17 protein-coding genes are annotated in these 15,152 nt (G+C 62.2%); 8 read left to right on the top strand and 9 right to left on the bottom strand.

The features are described from left to right. Positions 1–38: 38 nt before the first annotated feature. Both ACX3VQ_RS12385 and ACX3VQ_RS12380 read right to left on the bottom strand, forming a co-directional pair. Entirely contained in the window at positions 39–1,532 is a 1,494-nt protein-coding gene (locus tag ACX3VQ_RS12385; RefSeq protein ID WP_462581360.1) for a M28 family peptidase, read from the bottom strand. Further along, positions 1,529–2,284: a 3-hydroxybutyrate dehydrogenase gene (locus ACX3VQ_RS12380; RefSeq protein ID WP_462581359.1), complete on the bottom strand. Its 756-nt coding sequence runs from the start codon at positions 2,282–2,284 to the stop codon at positions 1,529–1,531. The genes ACX3VQ_RS12385 and ACX3VQ_RS12380 overlap by 4 nt, the downstream gene beginning before the upstream one ends. Before the next feature lie 158 nt (positions 2,285–2,442). On the opposite strand from ACX3VQ_RS12380, the gene ACX3VQ_RS12375 reads away from it, so the two are divergent. Beyond that, on the top strand, positions 2,443–3,045 hold the full coding sequence (locus ACX3VQ_RS12375; protein WP_462581358.1) for a hypothetical protein: 603 nt from the start codon (positions 2,443–2,445) through the stop codon (positions 3,043–3,045). Positions 3,046–3,118: 73 nt separating this feature from the next. Further along, on the top strand, positions 3,119–3,982 hold the full coding sequence (gene ypfJ / locus ACX3VQ_RS12370) for a KPN_02809 family neutral zinc metallopeptidase (RefSeq protein ID WP_462581357.1): 864 nt from the start codon (positions 3,119–3,121) through the stop codon (positions 3,980–3,982). Between the two features lie 71 nt (positions 3,983–4,053). Here ypfJ and ACX3VQ_RS12365 read toward each other — a convergent pair whose 3' ends face one another. Both ACX3VQ_RS12365 and ACX3VQ_RS12360 read right to left on the bottom strand, forming a co-directional pair. After that, on the bottom strand, positions 4,054–5,595 hold the full coding sequence (locus ACX3VQ_RS12365; protein WP_462581356.1) for a M56 family metallopeptidase: 1,542 nt from the start codon (positions 5,593–5,595) through the stop codon (positions 4,054–4,056). Continuing rightward, positions 5,592–5,981 (bottom strand): BlaI/MecI/CopY family transcriptional regulator, encoded by a 390-nt coding sequence (locus ACX3VQ_RS12360; protein WP_462572363.1) that lies wholly within the window; start codon positions 5,979–5,981, stop codon positions 5,592–5,594. Before ACX3VQ_RS12360 ends, ACX3VQ_RS12365 begins: the two co-directional genes overlap by 4 nt. 137 nt (positions 5,982–6,118) lie before the next feature. Here ACX3VQ_RS12360 and ACX3VQ_RS12355 point away from each other — a divergent pair, with 137 nt between their 5' ends. Further along, positions 6,119–7,648: an esterase-like activity of phytase family protein gene (locus ACX3VQ_RS12355; RefSeq protein WP_462581355.1), complete on the top strand. Its 1,530-nt coding sequence runs from the start codon at positions 6,119–6,121 to the stop codon at positions 7,646–7,648. Here the strand turns inward: ACX3VQ_RS12355 and ACX3VQ_RS12350 are convergent. Then, complete coding sequence (locus ACX3VQ_RS12350; RefSeq protein WP_462581354.1) at positions 7,645–8,094, bottom strand: hypothetical protein; 450 nt, start codon at positions 8,092–8,094, stop codon at positions 7,645–7,647. The genes ACX3VQ_RS12355 and ACX3VQ_RS12350 overlap by 4 nt on opposite strands. Beyond that, on the bottom strand, positions 8,087–8,572 hold the full coding sequence (locus ACX3VQ_RS12345) for a group III truncated hemoglobin (protein ID WP_462581353.1): 486 nt from the start codon (positions 8,570–8,572) through the stop codon (positions 8,087–8,089). Before ACX3VQ_RS12345 ends, ACX3VQ_RS12350 begins: the two co-directional genes overlap by 8 nt. Positions 8,573–8,654: 82 nt before the next feature. Here ACX3VQ_RS12345 and ACX3VQ_RS12340 point away from each other — a divergent pair, with 82 nt between their 5' ends. Further along, entirely contained in the window at positions 8,655–9,086 is a 432-nt protein-coding gene (locus tag ACX3VQ_RS12340) for an RrF2 family transcriptional regulator (RefSeq protein ID WP_462581352.1), read from the top strand. A 112-nt stretch (positions 9,087–9,198) separates the two neighbouring features. On the opposite strand, the gene sdhA is transcribed toward ACX3VQ_RS12340, so the two are convergent. From sdhA to sdhC, 3 genes are read right to left on the bottom strand one after another with little or no spacing between them, the layout of a single operon-like run. Next, complete coding sequence (sdhA, locus tag ACX3VQ_RS12335; RefSeq protein ID WP_462581351.1) at positions 9,199–11,019, bottom strand: succinate dehydrogenase flavoprotein subunit; 1,821 nt, start codon at positions 11,017–11,019, stop codon at positions 9,199–9,201. Further along, entirely contained in the window at positions 11,019–11,405 is a 387-nt protein-coding gene (sdhD, locus tag ACX3VQ_RS12330; protein ID WP_462572369.1) for a succinate dehydrogenase, hydrophobic membrane anchor protein, read from the bottom strand. The genes sdhA and sdhD overlap by 1 nt, the downstream gene beginning before the upstream one ends. Before the next feature lie 11 nt (positions 11,406–11,416). Continuing rightward, entirely contained in the window at positions 11,417–11,809 is a 393-nt protein-coding gene (sdhC, locus tag ACX3VQ_RS12325) for a succinate dehydrogenase, cytochrome b556 subunit (protein ID WP_462581350.1), read from the bottom strand. 118 nt (positions 11,810–11,927) lie between these two features. Here sdhC and ACX3VQ_RS12320 point away from each other — a divergent pair, with 118 nt between their 5' ends. The 4 genes from ACX3VQ_RS12320 to ACX3VQ_RS12305 are packed head-to-tail and all read left to right on the top strand — an operon-like array spanning position 11,928 to position 15,097. Beyond that, positions 11,928–12,638, top strand: a complete 711-nt coding sequence (locus tag ACX3VQ_RS12320) for an SDR family NAD(P)-dependent oxidoreductase (protein ID WP_462581349.1) — start codon at positions 11,928–11,930, stop codon at positions 12,636–12,638. Beyond that, positions 12,628–13,539 (top strand): subclass B3 metallo-beta-lactamase, encoded by a 912-nt coding sequence (gene bla / locus ACX3VQ_RS12315; protein WP_462581348.1) that lies wholly within the window; start codon positions 12,628–12,630, stop codon positions 13,537–13,539. Before ACX3VQ_RS12320 ends, bla begins: the two co-directional genes overlap by 11 nt. Next, positions 13,536–14,432 carry a 50S ribosomal protein L11 methyltransferase gene (locus ACX3VQ_RS12310; RefSeq protein WP_462581347.1) on the top strand — a complete coding sequence of 299 codons (897 nt, stop codon included), beginning with the start codon at positions 13,536–13,538 and terminating at the stop codon, positions 14,430–14,432. Before bla ends, ACX3VQ_RS12310 begins: the two co-directional genes overlap by 4 nt. Next, positions 14,411–15,097 carry a DUF2459 domain-containing protein gene (locus tag ACX3VQ_RS12305; protein WP_462581346.1) on the top strand — a complete coding sequence of 229 codons (687 nt, stop codon included), beginning with the start codon at positions 14,411–14,413 and terminating at the stop codon, positions 15,095–15,097. The genes ACX3VQ_RS12310 and ACX3VQ_RS12305 overlap by 22 nt, the downstream gene beginning before the upstream one ends. Positions 15,098–15,152 lie beyond the last annotated feature (55 nt).

Raw genomic sequence — 15,152 nt, 5'->3', positions numbered from 1 at the left:
TAGAGGGGGGAGCGCGCTTTTTTATACGGCTTTGCCACTCAGGGATATTTGGCCGGGTCCGCGATGCGGCGGATCAGATATTCGTGCAGCAGCAGATCATCCACCGCTCCGCCCAATTCGAGCGCGCCCGGCTCATCCGTTGCCTGGTGATATTTGGTCGCCAGGAAGGCCATCATCTTCTCTTCATCACCAAACGCGTTGGACAGCAGCACCGTTGGAACATCGCGTTGCAAAAGCGCCCAGCCATCCTGCCGCTGGAGGAAGGGTTCGGTCAGTTCGCGCGGGGCAAGTTCACGCCTGGCTTTTTTGACCGCTTCGAACACCAGCGGGTCAAGCGGAGTCATGCCCTCGCCGATATAGCCCACCGCGCTGCCGCGCGGCGCGATCGCCACCGTGTCGAAATTGAATGCGGCTACGAAGCTTTCGAGCGGCACCGGCGGCTCTTCGGCGAAAGCGCGCGCGCCAAGCAATCCCCATTCCTCCGCCGTCGTGCCCAGCACATAGATATCGCGCGCCAACGGCTTGCCCTTCGCCAACCGCTGCGCCAGCTCGATCATCAGCGCAATCCCGCTGGCATTGTCGACTGCCCCATTGCACAGCCGGTCTTCGGCATCGGGCGGGCCGCATTCGCCAAAATGGTCCCAATGCGCGAGCAGCAGGATCGCACCCGCGTTGCTGTTTGTGCCGGGCAGGCGGGCGATGAAATTGTGCGACATGACCTCGCGCCGGGTCGAGCGCGTGTCGATATTGATCCGGGCGTCGAGCAGCTTCGGGGCAAAGCCGCCTGCAGCATGCCCTTCGGTCGCGGCATCACGCAGCTTCTGCCACACAGACCCGCCCAGCGCATCGCCCATCGCATCGTCAGTGACAAAAACCAGCAGATCGTCAGCGCCTTCACTGGCCAGGACGAGCCGCTCGCGGGAGCGAAGCTGGCGCATTTGCTCGACTGTCTCAGCCTCCTCAACCACAGTGATCACTGCGGCAGGGCCAGCTTCGAGCAATTGCGCGCGGCGCGACGGGCTAACGCCCGGCTCGCTGAGCATCACCACCACCCGTCCGCGCACCAAATCAGGCGGGACATTCTCTGACTCATGGCCGACAAACACCATTTCGCCGCCTTCGACCAGGCCCCGGCGGCGATCGGTAAAGCCGGTTGCAGTCGCCGGATCGAGCGTAACCCGGCGCTTGCCATTGACGATTTCGATGCGGCTTTCACCGCCGGTTACACTGACAAGGCGGACCGGCGCATTCCAGGGATTGGCCGGATCATTGGTGCCGGAAACATAGCCCGCGCGCTCCATCTCTCCGCGCATGTATTCCAGCGTCCTGGTTTCGCCGGGCGTTCCGGGCCTGCGGCCGGCAAACTCCACGCTGGCCAGCACATCGACATGACGCGCCATGGAGTTTTCAAGCGCGACAAATTCCGACTGCTTGACGCGGATACCGGCCGAGCTGGCGCATGCCGATAGAACCAGCACAAGCGCAAGCGCGCAAAGCCGCCTTGCTACCCCCACTGCCCCCTGTCCTTTCATTCAGCCGTCCAGCCTCCGTCGATGCTCCAGTTTGCACCGGTGACATTACCTGCTTCTTCGCGGCAGAGGAACACGGCAAGCGCGCCCACTTCATCGGGCTGTACGAATTTCTTGGTCGGCTGCTTTGCGAGCAACACATCGTTGATAACCTGATCGCGGGTGAGCCCGCGCGCCTTCATCGTGTCAGGGATCTGCCCTTCGATCAGCGGCGTCCAGACATAGCCGGGGCTGATGCAATTGGCGGTAACCCCCGTCTGCGCCAGCTCCAGCGCAATAGTCTTGGTGAAACCGTCGATCCCGTGCTTCGAGGCGTTATAGGCGCTCTTGAATGGCGAAGCTGTCTTGGAATGCGCCGAGGCGGTGTTGATGATCCGCCCCCAGCCCTTCTGCTTCATGCCCGGAACGGCCAGCCTTGTGGTGTGAAACGCGGCGGTGAGATTGAGCCCGATGATCGCATTCCACTTGTCGACGGGAAATTCATCCACGGGGGCGACATGCTGCATCCCGGCATTGTTGACGAGAATATCGATCGCACCGGCTTCCGCCATCATCGCCTCGATCTCACCCACATCGAGCAGGTTTGCGGCGGAATGCGATGCACCCAGCTCTTCGCAAAGCGCCGCGATAATCGCTTCGTCGCCGAAGCCGTTGAGGATGATTTCAGCACCTTCGGCCTTCAGAGCCCGCGCAATAGCGAGCCCGATACCTGAAGTGGAGCCGGTGATGAGCGCGCGTTTGCCTTCAAGAAACATCTAATTACCCTGTGGCTGGATTCGTGGCAGGCGCAGTATTCGCCTTCACGCATCACTGTCCAGCGCAAAGCGATTGCGCGCCGGGGTTGCGGATGCGAACCCGGAAGCTGTATCGTGTTGCGCCCTACCCGGTTCGACTGTTGGTGGAGACTGCCGCTATGCCGATCAGACAAATTGCAATGCCCGCACGCCTGGCTCTGGCCTTTGCATGCGCCCTGCCCGTTGCTGCCTGTGTGGGCGGCGCCGGGTCACAGGATGAAAGGCCGGTGGGCAAACGCGATCCCGACGTCGGCAATATAGCGTCGACGCCCGCCGATGACCTGAACTTGTCGACCGAGGATATTCCAGAAGTGCTGCAACGGGCGGTGGCCGACGCCTATAGTCGCGACGCAATCGAATCCTGCAGCCAGATTTCCGCCCAAATCACAGAACTCGACAGCGTTCTGGGCCTCGATTTCGATGAATATTCAGGCGAGCAGCGCCGGGTCAGCGCCGGTCGACTGGCGAAAAGCGCGGTCGGCTCGCTCTTGCCTTTCCGCGGTATTGTGCGCGAACTCAGCGGTGCAGCCAAGAACCAGCGCGAGTTTGAGGAGGCGGTGATGGCTGGTGCGGTACGGCGCGGTTATCTGAAAGGAATGGGTGAAACCATGGATTGCCCCTATCCCGCCCGCCCGGTTGACCCGCAAACGCGTGCGGCAGCTGCCGCCATCGTCGCCGCGCAGGAAGACGGCGACGAACAAGAGACCGATCCCGGCAATTGAACGCCCGCATCCGAGCTGGGTGCATTTATAGCCTGGTTGGCCAACAATAATGGCGACGAGGAGGCATGATTCGATGAAACTGCGCAGGTTCGACACCAGCAAGATCAAGGTCCGCTCAAGCGATGGCAAATCGCGTATCCCTGGCGGGCCCGGCGGCATTGGTATCGGGACGCTGGTCCTGGCCGCGATCGCCTATTTCGTTTTCGGTGCAGACCCGATGCAGACGATCACCGCGATTGAGGGCGGCCAGCAAACCGCACCCGGGCAAGCGCAACAGGACCAGCTCAGCGAAGAACAGGTCTGCAACCAGGGGCCCTATGCCGTGGAAGCATGCAACGCGCTGCAATCACTCAACGAAACCTGGCAACCGGAATTCGCCCGCGCGGGTATGCGGTTCGAACAACCGGTGCTTGATCTGTTTCGCGGCGGTCAGGTCAGCACTCAGGGTTGCGGCAGTGCCACATCCGCAGCAGGCCCGTTCTACTGCCCGGCGGATATGGGTATCTATATCGACACCGGATTTTACGATCAACTCGCGCAGATGACCGGCGAGGCCGGCGATTTCGCCCGGCTCTATGTGATTGCGCATGAATACGGGCACCACATCCAGAACCTCACCGGACTGGCAGAGCAGGTTCGCAGCGCTCAGCAGCAGAATCCCGCCTCCGCGAACGAGTTGCAGGTGCGGATGGAGCTGCAGGCGGATTGTTATGCAGGCGTTTGGGCGGGCAAAAACCGTTCGCTGATCGAGCCCGGTGACTTGCAGGAGGGTATGCGCGCGGCAAGCGCGATTGGCGACGACACGCTTCAGCGTAGCGCCGGCCAGCGGATCAACCCCGAAGGCTTTACGCACGGCAGCAGCGCACAGCGTATGGAAGCGCTCAATGCGGGGCTGGAAAGCGCCGACGATGCCGTGTGCGATCGCTATTTCGCATAGGGCAATGAAAAGCCGGGGCGACCACATAGATCGCCCCGGCGCTGTTCATTAAGCTGGTCCTTTGCAGCAGGTCAGCTGTTCTTCTCTTTCCAGCGCTTGATCTGCCGTTCGAGTTCGCGCAGCACTTCCTCGCGCACATCAGCCGGGATGTTCTCGTCAATGGCGATTGAGTTCCGCGCCGTTTCAAGACCGCTGATCGCGCTTGCCATGATTTCGGCAGAGCAGAACTTCACGACCTTGGTGCCCTCGCCCTCCTTGCTGACCCATTCCTGAGCATTGTCCTGATCACAAGAGACATTCACATGCGGCATCTTGCCTTCGGCATCGCGCATCGTGACCATGGTGAGGCGGTGCTGCTTCATCGCTTCAGTCAACTCGCGGTCGGCTTCGGCCAGCCCCTCGCGAACCTCGAACATGATTTCGCGCATCTGCTCTTCGGAGATGTCCTCGCCATGCTTGATCATACGGATCTTGCGGACTTTCTTCACGTCCTTCCCGTCGGCGCCCTGTTCCACGCCATCGGAAATCACGCGTTCAATCATAGCTGTCTGACCATCCGGAGCGATTGGTGCCTCCGCTGCTGCCTGCATCGCCATGGGTGCCGGTGGCACAGGCGGTACCGGCGGTGTCGGCGGAAGCGGGGCAATTGGCGCGACTTCGGGCGCAGGGGCAGGTTCGGCATAGCTGATGGTGGCCGAGAGCGGCATCGCAAGCAGCGCCGCCGCCAGCACGCCGCGACCAAGCCAGCGCTGGCTATTGGAGTGGTTGTTCATTTTTATGCTCCTTAGTCGTTGTATGATCGATTTATCGCCCAGCACCGGGCAGGCCATGGGGGCGGCCAGCGCCACATTGGGGCCGGCCGCGAAACTCGCGATAACCTTGGCATAGGCGGCGCGCTTTGCGGGACCGCAAGCTGCGAGAACACGGGCGTCGCAAGCCGCCTCCTGGTCGCGCCGCATGGCCAGCCAACCCAGATGGCCGAGCGGGTTGAACCAGTGCAGCGCGAACAGCGGCTGCGCAGCCATATTGATCAGCAGATCCTGCCCCTGGTGATGTGCCAGCTCATGTGCCAGCGCCAGATCGCGCGCTTCACGGTCCCAATCGGCAAGGAAACCTTTGGGCAGCGCCACCACCTTGTCGATCACGCCAAAGGCAAGAGGCGCACCGGTCAAAGGGGTTTCGACCAGGCGCACCTTGCCCGCGCGGCCAACCTCGCGTGCTTCGGCCAGCAGATCCTGCCGCATCCGGTGATAGGAGCGGAAGCGCAGGTACAGGAATATCGCGGCCCCGGTCAGCCAGGCCGCCAGCGCGATTTCCTGAAGCGAATAAGGCAGCAGTTGCGGAGCGGCAGGCTCTACGAATGGCGCAGGCGCGAACTCGACCAGCATAAATCCGGTTGAATCGCTCGCAGGCGCTGTAGTTGTCGCGGGCTCAACCGGGGCCAGCCAGGCGGGCAAGGTCAACGGGGGCATTAACAGCCTCAGCAGCGGCAGTGCCCACAGCGCATATGCGAACTGCGGCCCGAACCAGCGTGCCACCGGGCGGCGGATGAGCAGGACCAGCGCAATCAGCGCAGCAGTCCAGACAAGGGTATCAAGCAGCCAATCCATCATTGCTTGAGCTCCTTCAGCAGGGCTTCGATCTCATTCAGGTCATTTTCGGTGAGCGCTTCCTGTTCGGCCAGATGAGCCACCAGCGAGGCAGCCTTTCCGCCAAACAGCCGGTCGACCAGCCGTTTGCTCTCGCCGCCAATGTAATCGGCGCGGGCGATGAGCGGAGAATAGAGAAAACGGCGGCCGTCAGGCGCGGCGAAAAGCGCCTGTTTCTGCACCAGCCGCCCGAGCAAGGTCTTGACGGTGGCCTGGCTCCACCCACGCGCAGTGCAAATCTCGTCGCAAACTTCCGCTGCGGTGAGCGGGCTTTTCGCCCACAGCGCTTCCATTACCGCAAGTTCGGCTTCGCTGATCCTGTCAGGCTTGCGGTCTTCACTATTCGCCAATGCAATACTCCTGGCACGCTTCACTCACGTTACGATTACGCATGTAGTCGTTGTGACTACATCTGTAAACATCGTGTCTGCATAAACTTGCGCCCAAGGTGCTTGCTTCTCGACCGGTGACATATCACGATGGACGAATGACATGGAACTCCGCTCTGGCTGCCGCGATCGCAGCGGTTCTGGCCTCCCTTTCCGCCAGCGCCGCTGCCAATGACGAGATCATGCCCTTCACGGCGCCTGTCGCGCTCGATCCCGGCAAGCCGGACAATGAAACCCTCGGTGAACTCTCCTATCGCGGCGGGCTTGAGCTTGAACCGGGCGAGGCGGAAATCGGCGGCATTTCGGGCCTCGAATGGCACGGCGGCCAGCTTTATGGCGTGATGGATGACGGGCGCTGGCTGATCATGACCCCCGACGAGCTTGGCGACCGGCTAATTGACATTGTTGCGATCACTTCCGGCCCGCTGCTCGATATCGATGGCAAGAAGCTGCGGCGCAAGCAAGACGGCGATGCGGAGGACATCGCGCTCGCTCCATCGGGCGAATGGTTCATCAGCTTCGAACGCGATCACCGCATCTGGCGCTATGACGCGCTGAATGGGCCGGCCACGCCAGCCGAAGCGGGTGTTGCGCCGTTCGTTTCCGTGGCGGGATCCAACAAAGGGCTAGAGGCGTTGGCCGCAACTCCAGATGGGTGGCTGGTTTGCGGCGAATGGGCTGGCACCGAAACGCCCAATTGCCTGCGTCAAACGGGCGCAACCGCCACCAGCCTGGAAATTGCCGCGCCGTCCCCGCTTGACGAAAGATCCGGCGCGCCAACCGCGGCCGACTGCGCCAGCAATGGCGTGTGCTATGTGCTGTTCCGCAGCTATTCGCGCAAATTCGGCAATGCCGCTGCGATTGTCGCGATCGGGCCGGATGGCCAGCGCGAAACACTAGCAACCTGGGCATCGCCGCTCACGATCGACAATTTCGAGGGCATTGCCGTTCGCGAGGATAGTGGCGGCACCTATCTCTATCTTGCTTCGGACAACAACTTCTCGGCCAACCAGCGCACCTTGATCATGAAATTTGAAGTCAGCGCGCGGGCGGCGGCCACGCCCGGCGTGCCCGATCCGGTGTTCGAAACCGTCAATGTCGTGATCGAAACCACCCTGGGCGAGTTTACCGTCGCGCTCGAGACTGAGCGCGCGCCGATCACCGCGGCCAATATCCTGCGCTATGTCGACGAAGACCGCTTCGACGGCACGCAATGCTACCGCGCGATGCGGGTTGCGGGCGGCGAGCAGCCTGCGGGATTCCTGCAATGCGGGGCGCAGAACCATCCCGATCGCATCCTGCCGGGCATTGCGCATGAGCCGACCAATGTAACCGGGCTGAGCCATACCGATGGCGCGCTGTCGATGGCGCGCTTCGAACCCGGAACGGCGACGGGCGATTTTTCGATCATGATACGCGACCAGCGCGGGCTCGACGCCCGGCCCGATGCCGAAGATCCTGCGCTGCGGCCCGGATTTGCGGTGTTCGGTTATGTGGTGGAAGGGATGGAGGTGGTCCATGCGATCCATGCCCAGCCAATCGCCCCGAATGAGGGCGAAGGCTTCCTCAAAGGGCAAATGCTGGCGCAGCCGGTCAAGATATTGGACGTGCGGCGGGTCGATCCCTAAGCCGTGAAGTCAATGACGGCGATGATGGCGGCGATGCCGATTCCGAACAGCGCGATCACCATGGGAACCACCAGCACCTGTGCATAGGCCGAGCGTGAATCCATCGGCCCCGTCCATGTCTGAAGCGGCTGCCCGCGATCCAGAGGTGAAAGCCGTTCCGGCCCGCCAATACCCGCTCCGATCCGCGCAACCCCGAAGAACATCGCTGTGTAGAGCACGGAAATGACAATCGCGAAGCGTGCGTGGCCGCTTCCGCCAGTGGCAGCGAAAATTGCCACGAAGAAAACGGCATAGGATGCCAGCATCAGACCCCACACACGCGGCGGGAACTGAAAGCCCGGCTTGGCCTCAGGTCGGGGCGAAACACCCACCTCACTGCACGCGACCTCCTGGGCCAGAACTTCGTGTTCGACCTGTTCGGCCTGATGAAGATTGAAATCAAACATGGGGAAGGTTTCCTCCTGCGCGAGATCCCGCCAACCCGCTGCGGCGAGTGGCAATTCCGGTTAGCAGACTGTCGGCAATCATCCGGGCGCTCCGGCCAACAAGCGGGGCCGCACCGGGAGTGGATTCGAGCGTGCGCAGCTGCGCATAGAACAGCTCCAGCCAGCGGGCGAAGTGGCGCTCTTCAAGGCCCGGAATTGCCATGTGCTTGAGCATCGGATTGCCCGAGAATTCGCCGCTGTTGAACAGGATCGAGCGCCAGAAACGCTTCATCCGATCAAGGTGCTGCGGCCAGTCAGCGATGCGCTGATCGAAGATCGGGCCAAGCAGGTCATCATCCCGCACCGCCGCGTAGAATCTGTCGACCAGCTGCGAAACGAAGGCCTCATCCACTCCGACGGCAACAGCCTTGGCGCGCTTTGCTGCACGGATGCGGGCGACCTGATCGCGGGTGCGTTCTTGCGTGGCGGAGGTGTTCATGATCCATCGACTCGTAAAGAGGTATTTCAATTACCTGCTTAATCGCCTTGCGGATAAAAGCAATACTTCATATACCCCTTTTATGCAGCTGAGCCTCAAAACAGACTACGCCCTGCGCATTATGCTGATGCTGGGCGCGACCGAGCGACAAGCGACAATTGACGAGATTGCCGATCGTTACCGAATATCGCGCAACCACCTCGCCAAGGTGGTGCAAGCGCTTCAGGCCGAAGGGTTGATCGAAACCACGCGCGGGCGCGGCGGCGGCCTGCGCCTGGCGCGCGATCCACGCGAGATCAACCTGGGTGCCGTTGTGCGGCGGCTCGAACGGTTCGAAGGTTTCGTGTCATGCATGGGGGGCGATGCCGAATGTTCGATCGACGGAGCCTGCCGCCTGAAGCCAGCGCTGGCAGGCGCGCTTGATGCGTTCCTTTCGCATCTTGACGGCTTCACGCTTGAAGACCTGCTCAACAACAGGCGCCAAAACCTGTTGGAGAAACTGGCTATCGCCTGAACAGCCGGGCCGGTTCACGCCGCGCAGCCCGGCCTGCGATCAGGCCAGGGCGAAACGGTCAGACAAGGTCAAATCGCCTGCATCGTGCCCGAAGCAGACCGATCCCGCGCGCTCAATACACCCGCTTCTTCGGCTTGATGTATTCGATATCGTCAGTGAGTGTGTAGTTGTGGACGTCACGATAACTCAGCGTCACCTTGCCACCATTGCCGCCCCAGCCATCGAAATGGCTGAGCGTGTGCTTCATCCAGTTGGCATCATCGCGATCCGGGAAATCCTCATGCGCGTGCGCGCCGCGGCTTTCCTTGCGGGCATGGGCACCGTGCAGCGTGACCGATGCCTGGCTGATCAGATTGTCCAGCTCAAGCGTCTCGATCAGGTCCGAATTCCAGATCAGGCTGCGATCCGTCACCTTGATGTCCTGCATCCGCTCATAGGCATTGGCCAGCTTGACCTTGCCCTCCGCCATCAGTTCATCGGTGCGGAACACCGCCGCATGCGCCTGCATCGTCCGCTGCATTTCAGTGCGCACTTCGGCCGTGGGCGATCCGCCATTGGCGTGGCGGAAATGGTCGAGCCGCCCCAGCGCCTGATCGGCCGAATCCGCCGGCAGCGCGGCATGCGCCGTGCCCGGCCTGACAGTCTCTTTCAGCCGGTGGCCTGCGGCACGGCCGAACACCACCAGATCAATCAATGAATTCGATCCAAGGCGGTTCGCGCCATGAACCGAAACGCAGGCAGCCTCGCCCACGGCAAACAGGCCGGGCACAGTGGCATCGGCGCTTTCCGCTGTGGGATTGAGCACTTCGCCCATGTAGTTCGTGGGAATGCCGCCCATATTGTAGTGAACCGTGGGGCACACTGGCAAAGGTTCGCGTGTCAGGTCGACACCGGCGAATATCTTGCCACTTTCGGTGATGCCCGGCAGCCGCTCGGCCAGCACCTTGGGATCGATATGATCGAGATGCAGGTAAATATAGTCGCCATGATCGCCAACGCCGCGCCCTTCGCGCATTTCGAGCGCCATCGAGCGTGATACCACGTCGCGGCTGGCAAGATCCTTCGCAGAAGGCGCATAGCGTTCCATGAAACGCTCCCCCTCGCTATTGGTCAGGTAGCCGCCTTCGCCGCGAGCACCCTCGGTGATGAGCACGCCCGCGCCATAGATGCCGGTGGGGTGAAACTGGACGAATTCCATGTCCTGCAGCGGCAGCCCTGCGCGCAGCACCATGCCGCCGCCATCGCCGGTGCAGGTATGCGCGCTGGTACAAGTGAAATAGGTGCGCCCGAAGCCGCCGGTTGCCAGGACCACGGCCTTGGCCTGGAAGCGGTGGATCGTGCCATCGTCAAGGCACATCGCCATCACGCCCACGCACCTGCGATCAGCCCCCTCGCCCGCCATGATCAGGTCAATGGCGAAATACTCGATGAAGAAATCCGCATCATATTTGAGGCTCTGCTGATAGAGCGCATGAAGCATGGCGTGGCCAGTGCGGTCAGCCGCAGCACAGGTGCGCTGCACCGGCGGCCCTTCGCCCATATTCTGCATGTGCCCACCGAACGGGCGTTGGTAGATCGTGCCATCCTCATTGCGGCTGAATGGCACGCCGGCATGTTCAAGCTCGTAAACCGCTGCGGGCGCCTCGCGCACCATATATTCGATCGCGTCCTGATCGCCCAGCCAGTCAGACCCCTTGACGGTGTCGAACATATGCCACTGCCAGTGATCGGGCGTGTTGTTGCACAGCGAAGCGGCAATACCGCCCTGTGCGGCGACCGTGTGCGACCTTGTGGGGAAGACCTTGGTGATATTCGCGGTCTTGAGCCCGGCCTCGGCTGCGCCCATGGTGGCGCGCAGGCCCGAACCGCCCGCGCCGACGACCACCACGTCATAAGTGTGGTCGATGATCTTGTAGGCTGAGGTGTCGGCCATCAGGCGGCTCCTCCAAAGGCAAGGCTGGCAACAGAGAAAATGGCGAAGGCCCCGCCGCCGATCACGGCAAGGTTGAGCGCGGCAATGCAGGCAAATTTGCTGCCGGCATTGTGGACATAATCCTCGATCAGCACCTGCAGGCCAAGCCGGGCGTGCCAGAAAGTGCTGATCACCAGCAGGATCATGGCCGTGGCGGAAACCGGCTGGGCCAGCCATTCACTGACGGTGGCATGGCCAAGATCGGGCAGCCACAAAATGCTGCCCGCAAGCCAGATCATCAGCACCAGATTGCCGATCGCGGTAAAGCGTTGCAGGAGCCAGTGATGCGCGCCTTGATGCGCGGAGCCAAGCCCGCGCACCTTACCGAGAGATGTTCCATTACCCATTGCGAATGTCCTTAGCGCAGCAGCAGGGCCCAGAAGCCCGCTGTCAGCAGAATGGCGATGATTGGCGATGCAATTGACCAGAAGCGATTGGTGCCCAGCTCATACCCCGCACCGATATCGAGCACGAAGTGCCTGAGGCCGCTCATCATGTGAGTGAAGAAGGCCCAGCTAAGGCCCACCAGCACCACCATGCCAACTGGCGAAGCCATCATATCCGTGAAAGCGGCGTAATATTCCGCGCCGCTGGCGAGAGCGCCCAGCCACCACACCAGCACGAACAGGCCCACCAGCGCCATCCCGTCACCGGTTGCCCGGTGCAGGATAGAGACCAGCATGTGCGGCCCCCATTTCCAGTGCAGCCTGGCTCCATCGAGGAGGTGCGGCGATAATGGTCTGTTGGGCATGGTCAAATATCCGATTGTCGCGGTTGGCACCCCACTTAGCGTGCGTGGCGCGTGTGACAACCCGCGTTTCAGTGAGTTCCGCTCGACTCTGCTTGCAAAGTTTCGGATAGGCCAGTGCATGAAATGCATTTTACTCACCGGATCGAGCCGGGGAATCGGCGCGGCGGCGCGAGACGCGCTCGAGTCGCGCGGCGCAAAAGTGATCGGCCATACCAGCAGTGCCGCAGACGCGATGACCGTAGCGGCCGACTTTACCCAGCCTTCGGCGCCTCAGCTGCTGTGGGAATCGGCGCTCGAGCGCGCAGGCGGGACGATCGATATACTCATTAACAACGCTGGACTGTTCAAGGCGGCAGCGCTTGATTCGTCCGACATCGAATGGCTGGATAGCTGGGAAGAAACCTTGCGGATCAACCTTACCTCCGCCGCACAGCTCAGTCGTTTAGCGGTGATGCACTGGCTGGAACGCGGTGTGCCGGGCCGCATCGTGCATGTTGCCAGCCGCGCCGGATATCGCGGAGATTCGCCCGCGCACTGGCACTATGCTGCGGCAAAGGGCGGGATGCTGGCGATGCACAAGACAATCGCCCGCGGTTACGGCGCCCAGCGGATCGTCAGCTTCGCCATAACGCCGGGCTTTACCGACACCGCCATGGCGGGCGACTATCTTGCCAGCCGCGGCGGGCCGGAATTGCTGCGCGATATTCCGCTCGGGAGGGTGGCCTCTCCCGATGAGATAGCGCGGATTATCGAGTTCTGCGCGCTCGACGCGCCCGAAAGCATGACCGGCGCCGTGATCGACGCCAATGGAGCAAGCTATGTTCGATAAGATAATCCCCAAAGCTGCACCGTTGATCGCACTGGTTTGTGCAGGCTGCGCCCACGCAAATGCCTCGGCACCGCTTGCCCCGGAACAAAACCGCGCTGCTTGGGCCGCTACCTGCACCGATTGGGACGAATGGGACAAGCCCGCCCCGCCATACCAGATCCACGGCAATGTCTATTACGTGGGCACCTGCGGCATTGCTGCGATCCTGATTGTCGGCGATGCGGGGATCGTGCTGATCGACAGCGGGACCGAACCGGGATCGCAAGTCGTGGAAACCAATATCGCCGCGCTTGGCCACTCGATCGCCGAAGTGAAGGCCCTGCTCACCAGCCATGAGCATTATGACCATGTCGGCGGCCTCGCGCGCTTGCAGCAATTGAGCGGAGCGCCGGTCTATACCAGCGCCGACGCCGCCCCCGTCCTGCGCAGCGGCATGGACAACCCGCGCGATCCGCAAGCAGGCTTGCATGACCCGATGGCTCCGGTGGCTGGTGAAATCCGCACTGTCCGTGATAGCGAAGAAATCACACTGGCTGGCGTCACTATTACAGCTGTCGCTACGCCCGGCCACACACTTGGAGCGATGAGTTGGCAATGGCAAAGCTGCGACAGTGCCGAATGTGTCACCATAGTGTTTGGCGACAGCCTTACCGCAGTCAGCAGCGACGAGTATCGCTTCACCGACCATCCTGAATATGTTTCAATGTTTCGCCGCGGCATCGCGCGGCTGGCCGCACTCGATTGCGACCTGCTGCTGACGCCGCACCCATCCGCCAGCAATATGCCCGCGCGACTGAAGGGCGAGGCGCCATGGATCGATCCCGGTGCCTGCCAGGCTTATGCCGCCTCGGTCACCGCCCGGCTCGACGGACGCCTCGCGCAGGAAGCGGACGCCAAGTGACCAGCTGGAAACTCTTCGCCTTTGCGCCAAAGCAGGTCGTCCAGGCCGCGCTGCTCGCGCATGACGAGGTGTGGGACTGGGATCCCGAACTGGTCATTTCAGGCAGCGAAGTGGCGCAAGATCGCCCGGACGACTGGGTGCTGGAGGCATGGTATCCCCACAAGCCGGGCCCTGCGCAAAAACGTGCCGTTGCTGAATTGTTTACAGGCAAAGCGCCCAAAATCACTGCCGAGCAATTGCCTGATGAAGACTGGCTTACCCTGAGCCAGCAGGGCGTCGAGCCGATCCGCGCGGGCCGGTTCCATGTCCATACGCCTGAGCATGCGCCCGCGAATGACGGGGTCAATTTCGTTATTCCCGCCAACCAGGCCTTCGGCACCGGCCAGCACGAAACCACGGCCGGTTGCCTCGCCATGCTTGATGCAATGAAACGCCGCGGCGTGATGGCGCGCAATCTGGCTGACATCGGCACAGGCACCGGCCTGCTGGCCTTTGCGGCCATGCATCTGTGGCCGCGCGCGCTGGCGACGGCATCGGATATCGATGAGGTGTGCACGGGCGTAGTAGCCGACAATGCCGATCTCAACGGCGTGAAGCTAGGCGCGCGAGCGGGCGAACTGACCATGGTGATCGCCGATGGGATCCAGCACCCGCTACTCGAAGCGCGCGGCCCCTATGACCTGCTGATCGCCAATATCCTTGCCGGGCCGCTGGTCGAGCTGGCGCCCGATTTTGCCGCAGCCGTTGTGCCGGGCGGGCATGTGCTGCTGGCGGGTCTGCTCGAAACGCAGGAAGCGCGCGTACGCCGCGCCTATCGCACGGCAGGATTCCGCCTGGCCGAGCGCATGGTCAATGGTGACTGGTCGATCCTGTGGCTGCGCAAGCGGCAGTGAAGCGCTGGATCAGGCGCCTGCTGGTTTGGCCGCTGGCCATGCTGCTGGCGCTTGCCGCGCTGTTCCTGCTTTCGGCATGGATCGGTTCGTCCATCCCCCGCAACGGCAATTGGCAGGAGCCCGCCCGCGGCGTCACCATCATGGTAGAGACCAATGGCGTGCACACAGCGATCGTGATGCCGGTGGTCACGCCGCAAAAGGATTGGCGCGAGGAATTCCCGGTTGATGACGTGCTAACGCCGCGCCGCCCCTACACCCATGTCTCGGTGAGCTGGGGCGAGCGCGAAGTGTTCCTCAACACACCGAGTTGGTGGGATCTTTCGCTGGGCACGGTGTGGAGCGCGGCAAGCGGCGGCGATGGCCTGCTGCATGTGGCGCATTATGTCCGCCCGGCACCCTCGCCCGATCACCGCGAGCTGACCATCAGCCATGCGGAATATGCGCTGCTGGTGGCGCAGATCGAGCAGCTGGTGCTGCCACGCGGCGAGCGCACAAGCCATCCCGGCTATGAAGATTACGACATATTCTACGATGCGCCGGGCAGCTATCATCTGGGCAAGACCTGCAACCAGTGGACCAGCGACACGCTGGCGGCTGCTGGGATCAGAACCGGCTGGTGGACGCCGATGGCAGGGGGCGTGATGAAGTGGGTACCCCGGCGCTAGGCTGAAAGCGCGTTCTCCAGCAGGCTCAGCGCCGCGCGGGTAAAGGCCTGCATGT

Source organism: Altererythrobacter chaiwopuensis (assembly GCF_054957735.1).
Note: the sequence above shows the minus strand (reverse complement) of the source record. Positions and strands in the feature narration are given on the sequence as shown.

Coding starts and splice junctions, on each gene's coding strand:
- ACX3VQ_RS12385 (WP_462581360.1), bottom strand. CDS start 1,532: ATGAAAGGACAGGGGGCAGTGGGGGTAGCAAGGCGGCTTTGCGCGCTT.
- ACX3VQ_RS12380 (WP_462581359.1), bottom strand. CDS start 2,284: ATGTTTCTTGAAGGCAAACGCGCGCTCATCACCGGCTCCACTTCAGGT.
- ACX3VQ_RS12375 (WP_462581358.1), top strand. CDS start 2,443: ATGCCGATCAGACAAATTGCAATGCCCGCACGCCTGGCTCTGGCCTTT.
- ypfJ (WP_462581357.1), top strand. CDS start 3,119: ATGAAACTGCGCAGGTTCGACACCAGCAAGATCAAGGTCCGCTCAAGC.
- ACX3VQ_RS12365 (WP_462581356.1), bottom strand. CDS start 5,595: ATGATGGATTGGCTGCTTGATACCCTTGTCTGGACTGCTGCGCTGATT.
- ACX3VQ_RS12355 (WP_462581355.1), top strand. CDS start 6,119: ATGACATGGAACTCCGCTCTGGCTGCCGCGATCGCAGCGGTTCTGGCC.
- ACX3VQ_RS12350 (WP_462581354.1), bottom strand. CDS start 8,094: ATGTTTGATTTCAATCTTCATCAGGCCGAACAGGTCGAACACGAAGTT.
- ACX3VQ_RS12345 (WP_462581353.1), bottom strand. CDS start 8,572: ATGAACACCTCCGCCACGCAAGAACGCACCCGCGATCAGGTCGCCCGC.
- ACX3VQ_RS12340 (WP_462581352.1), top strand. CDS start 8,655: ATGCAGCTGAGCCTCAAAACAGACTACGCCCTGCGCATTATGCTGATG.
- sdhA (WP_462581351.1), bottom strand. CDS start 11,019: ATGGCCGACACCTCAGCCTACAAGATCATCGACCACACTTATGACGTG.
- sdhD (WP_462572369.1), bottom strand. CDS start 11,405: ATGGGTAATGGAACATCTCTCGGTAAGGTGCGCGGGCTTGGCTCCGCG.
- sdhC (WP_462581350.1), bottom strand. CDS start 11,809: ATGCCCAACAGACCATTATCGCCGCACCTCCTCGATGGAGCCAGGCTG.
- ACX3VQ_RS12320 (WP_462581349.1), top strand. CDS start 11,928: ATGAAATGCATTTTACTCACCGGATCGAGCCGGGGAATCGGCGCGGCG.
- bla (WP_462581348.1), top strand. CDS start 12,628: ATGTTCGATAAGATAATCCCCAAAGCTGCACCGTTGATCGCACTGGTT.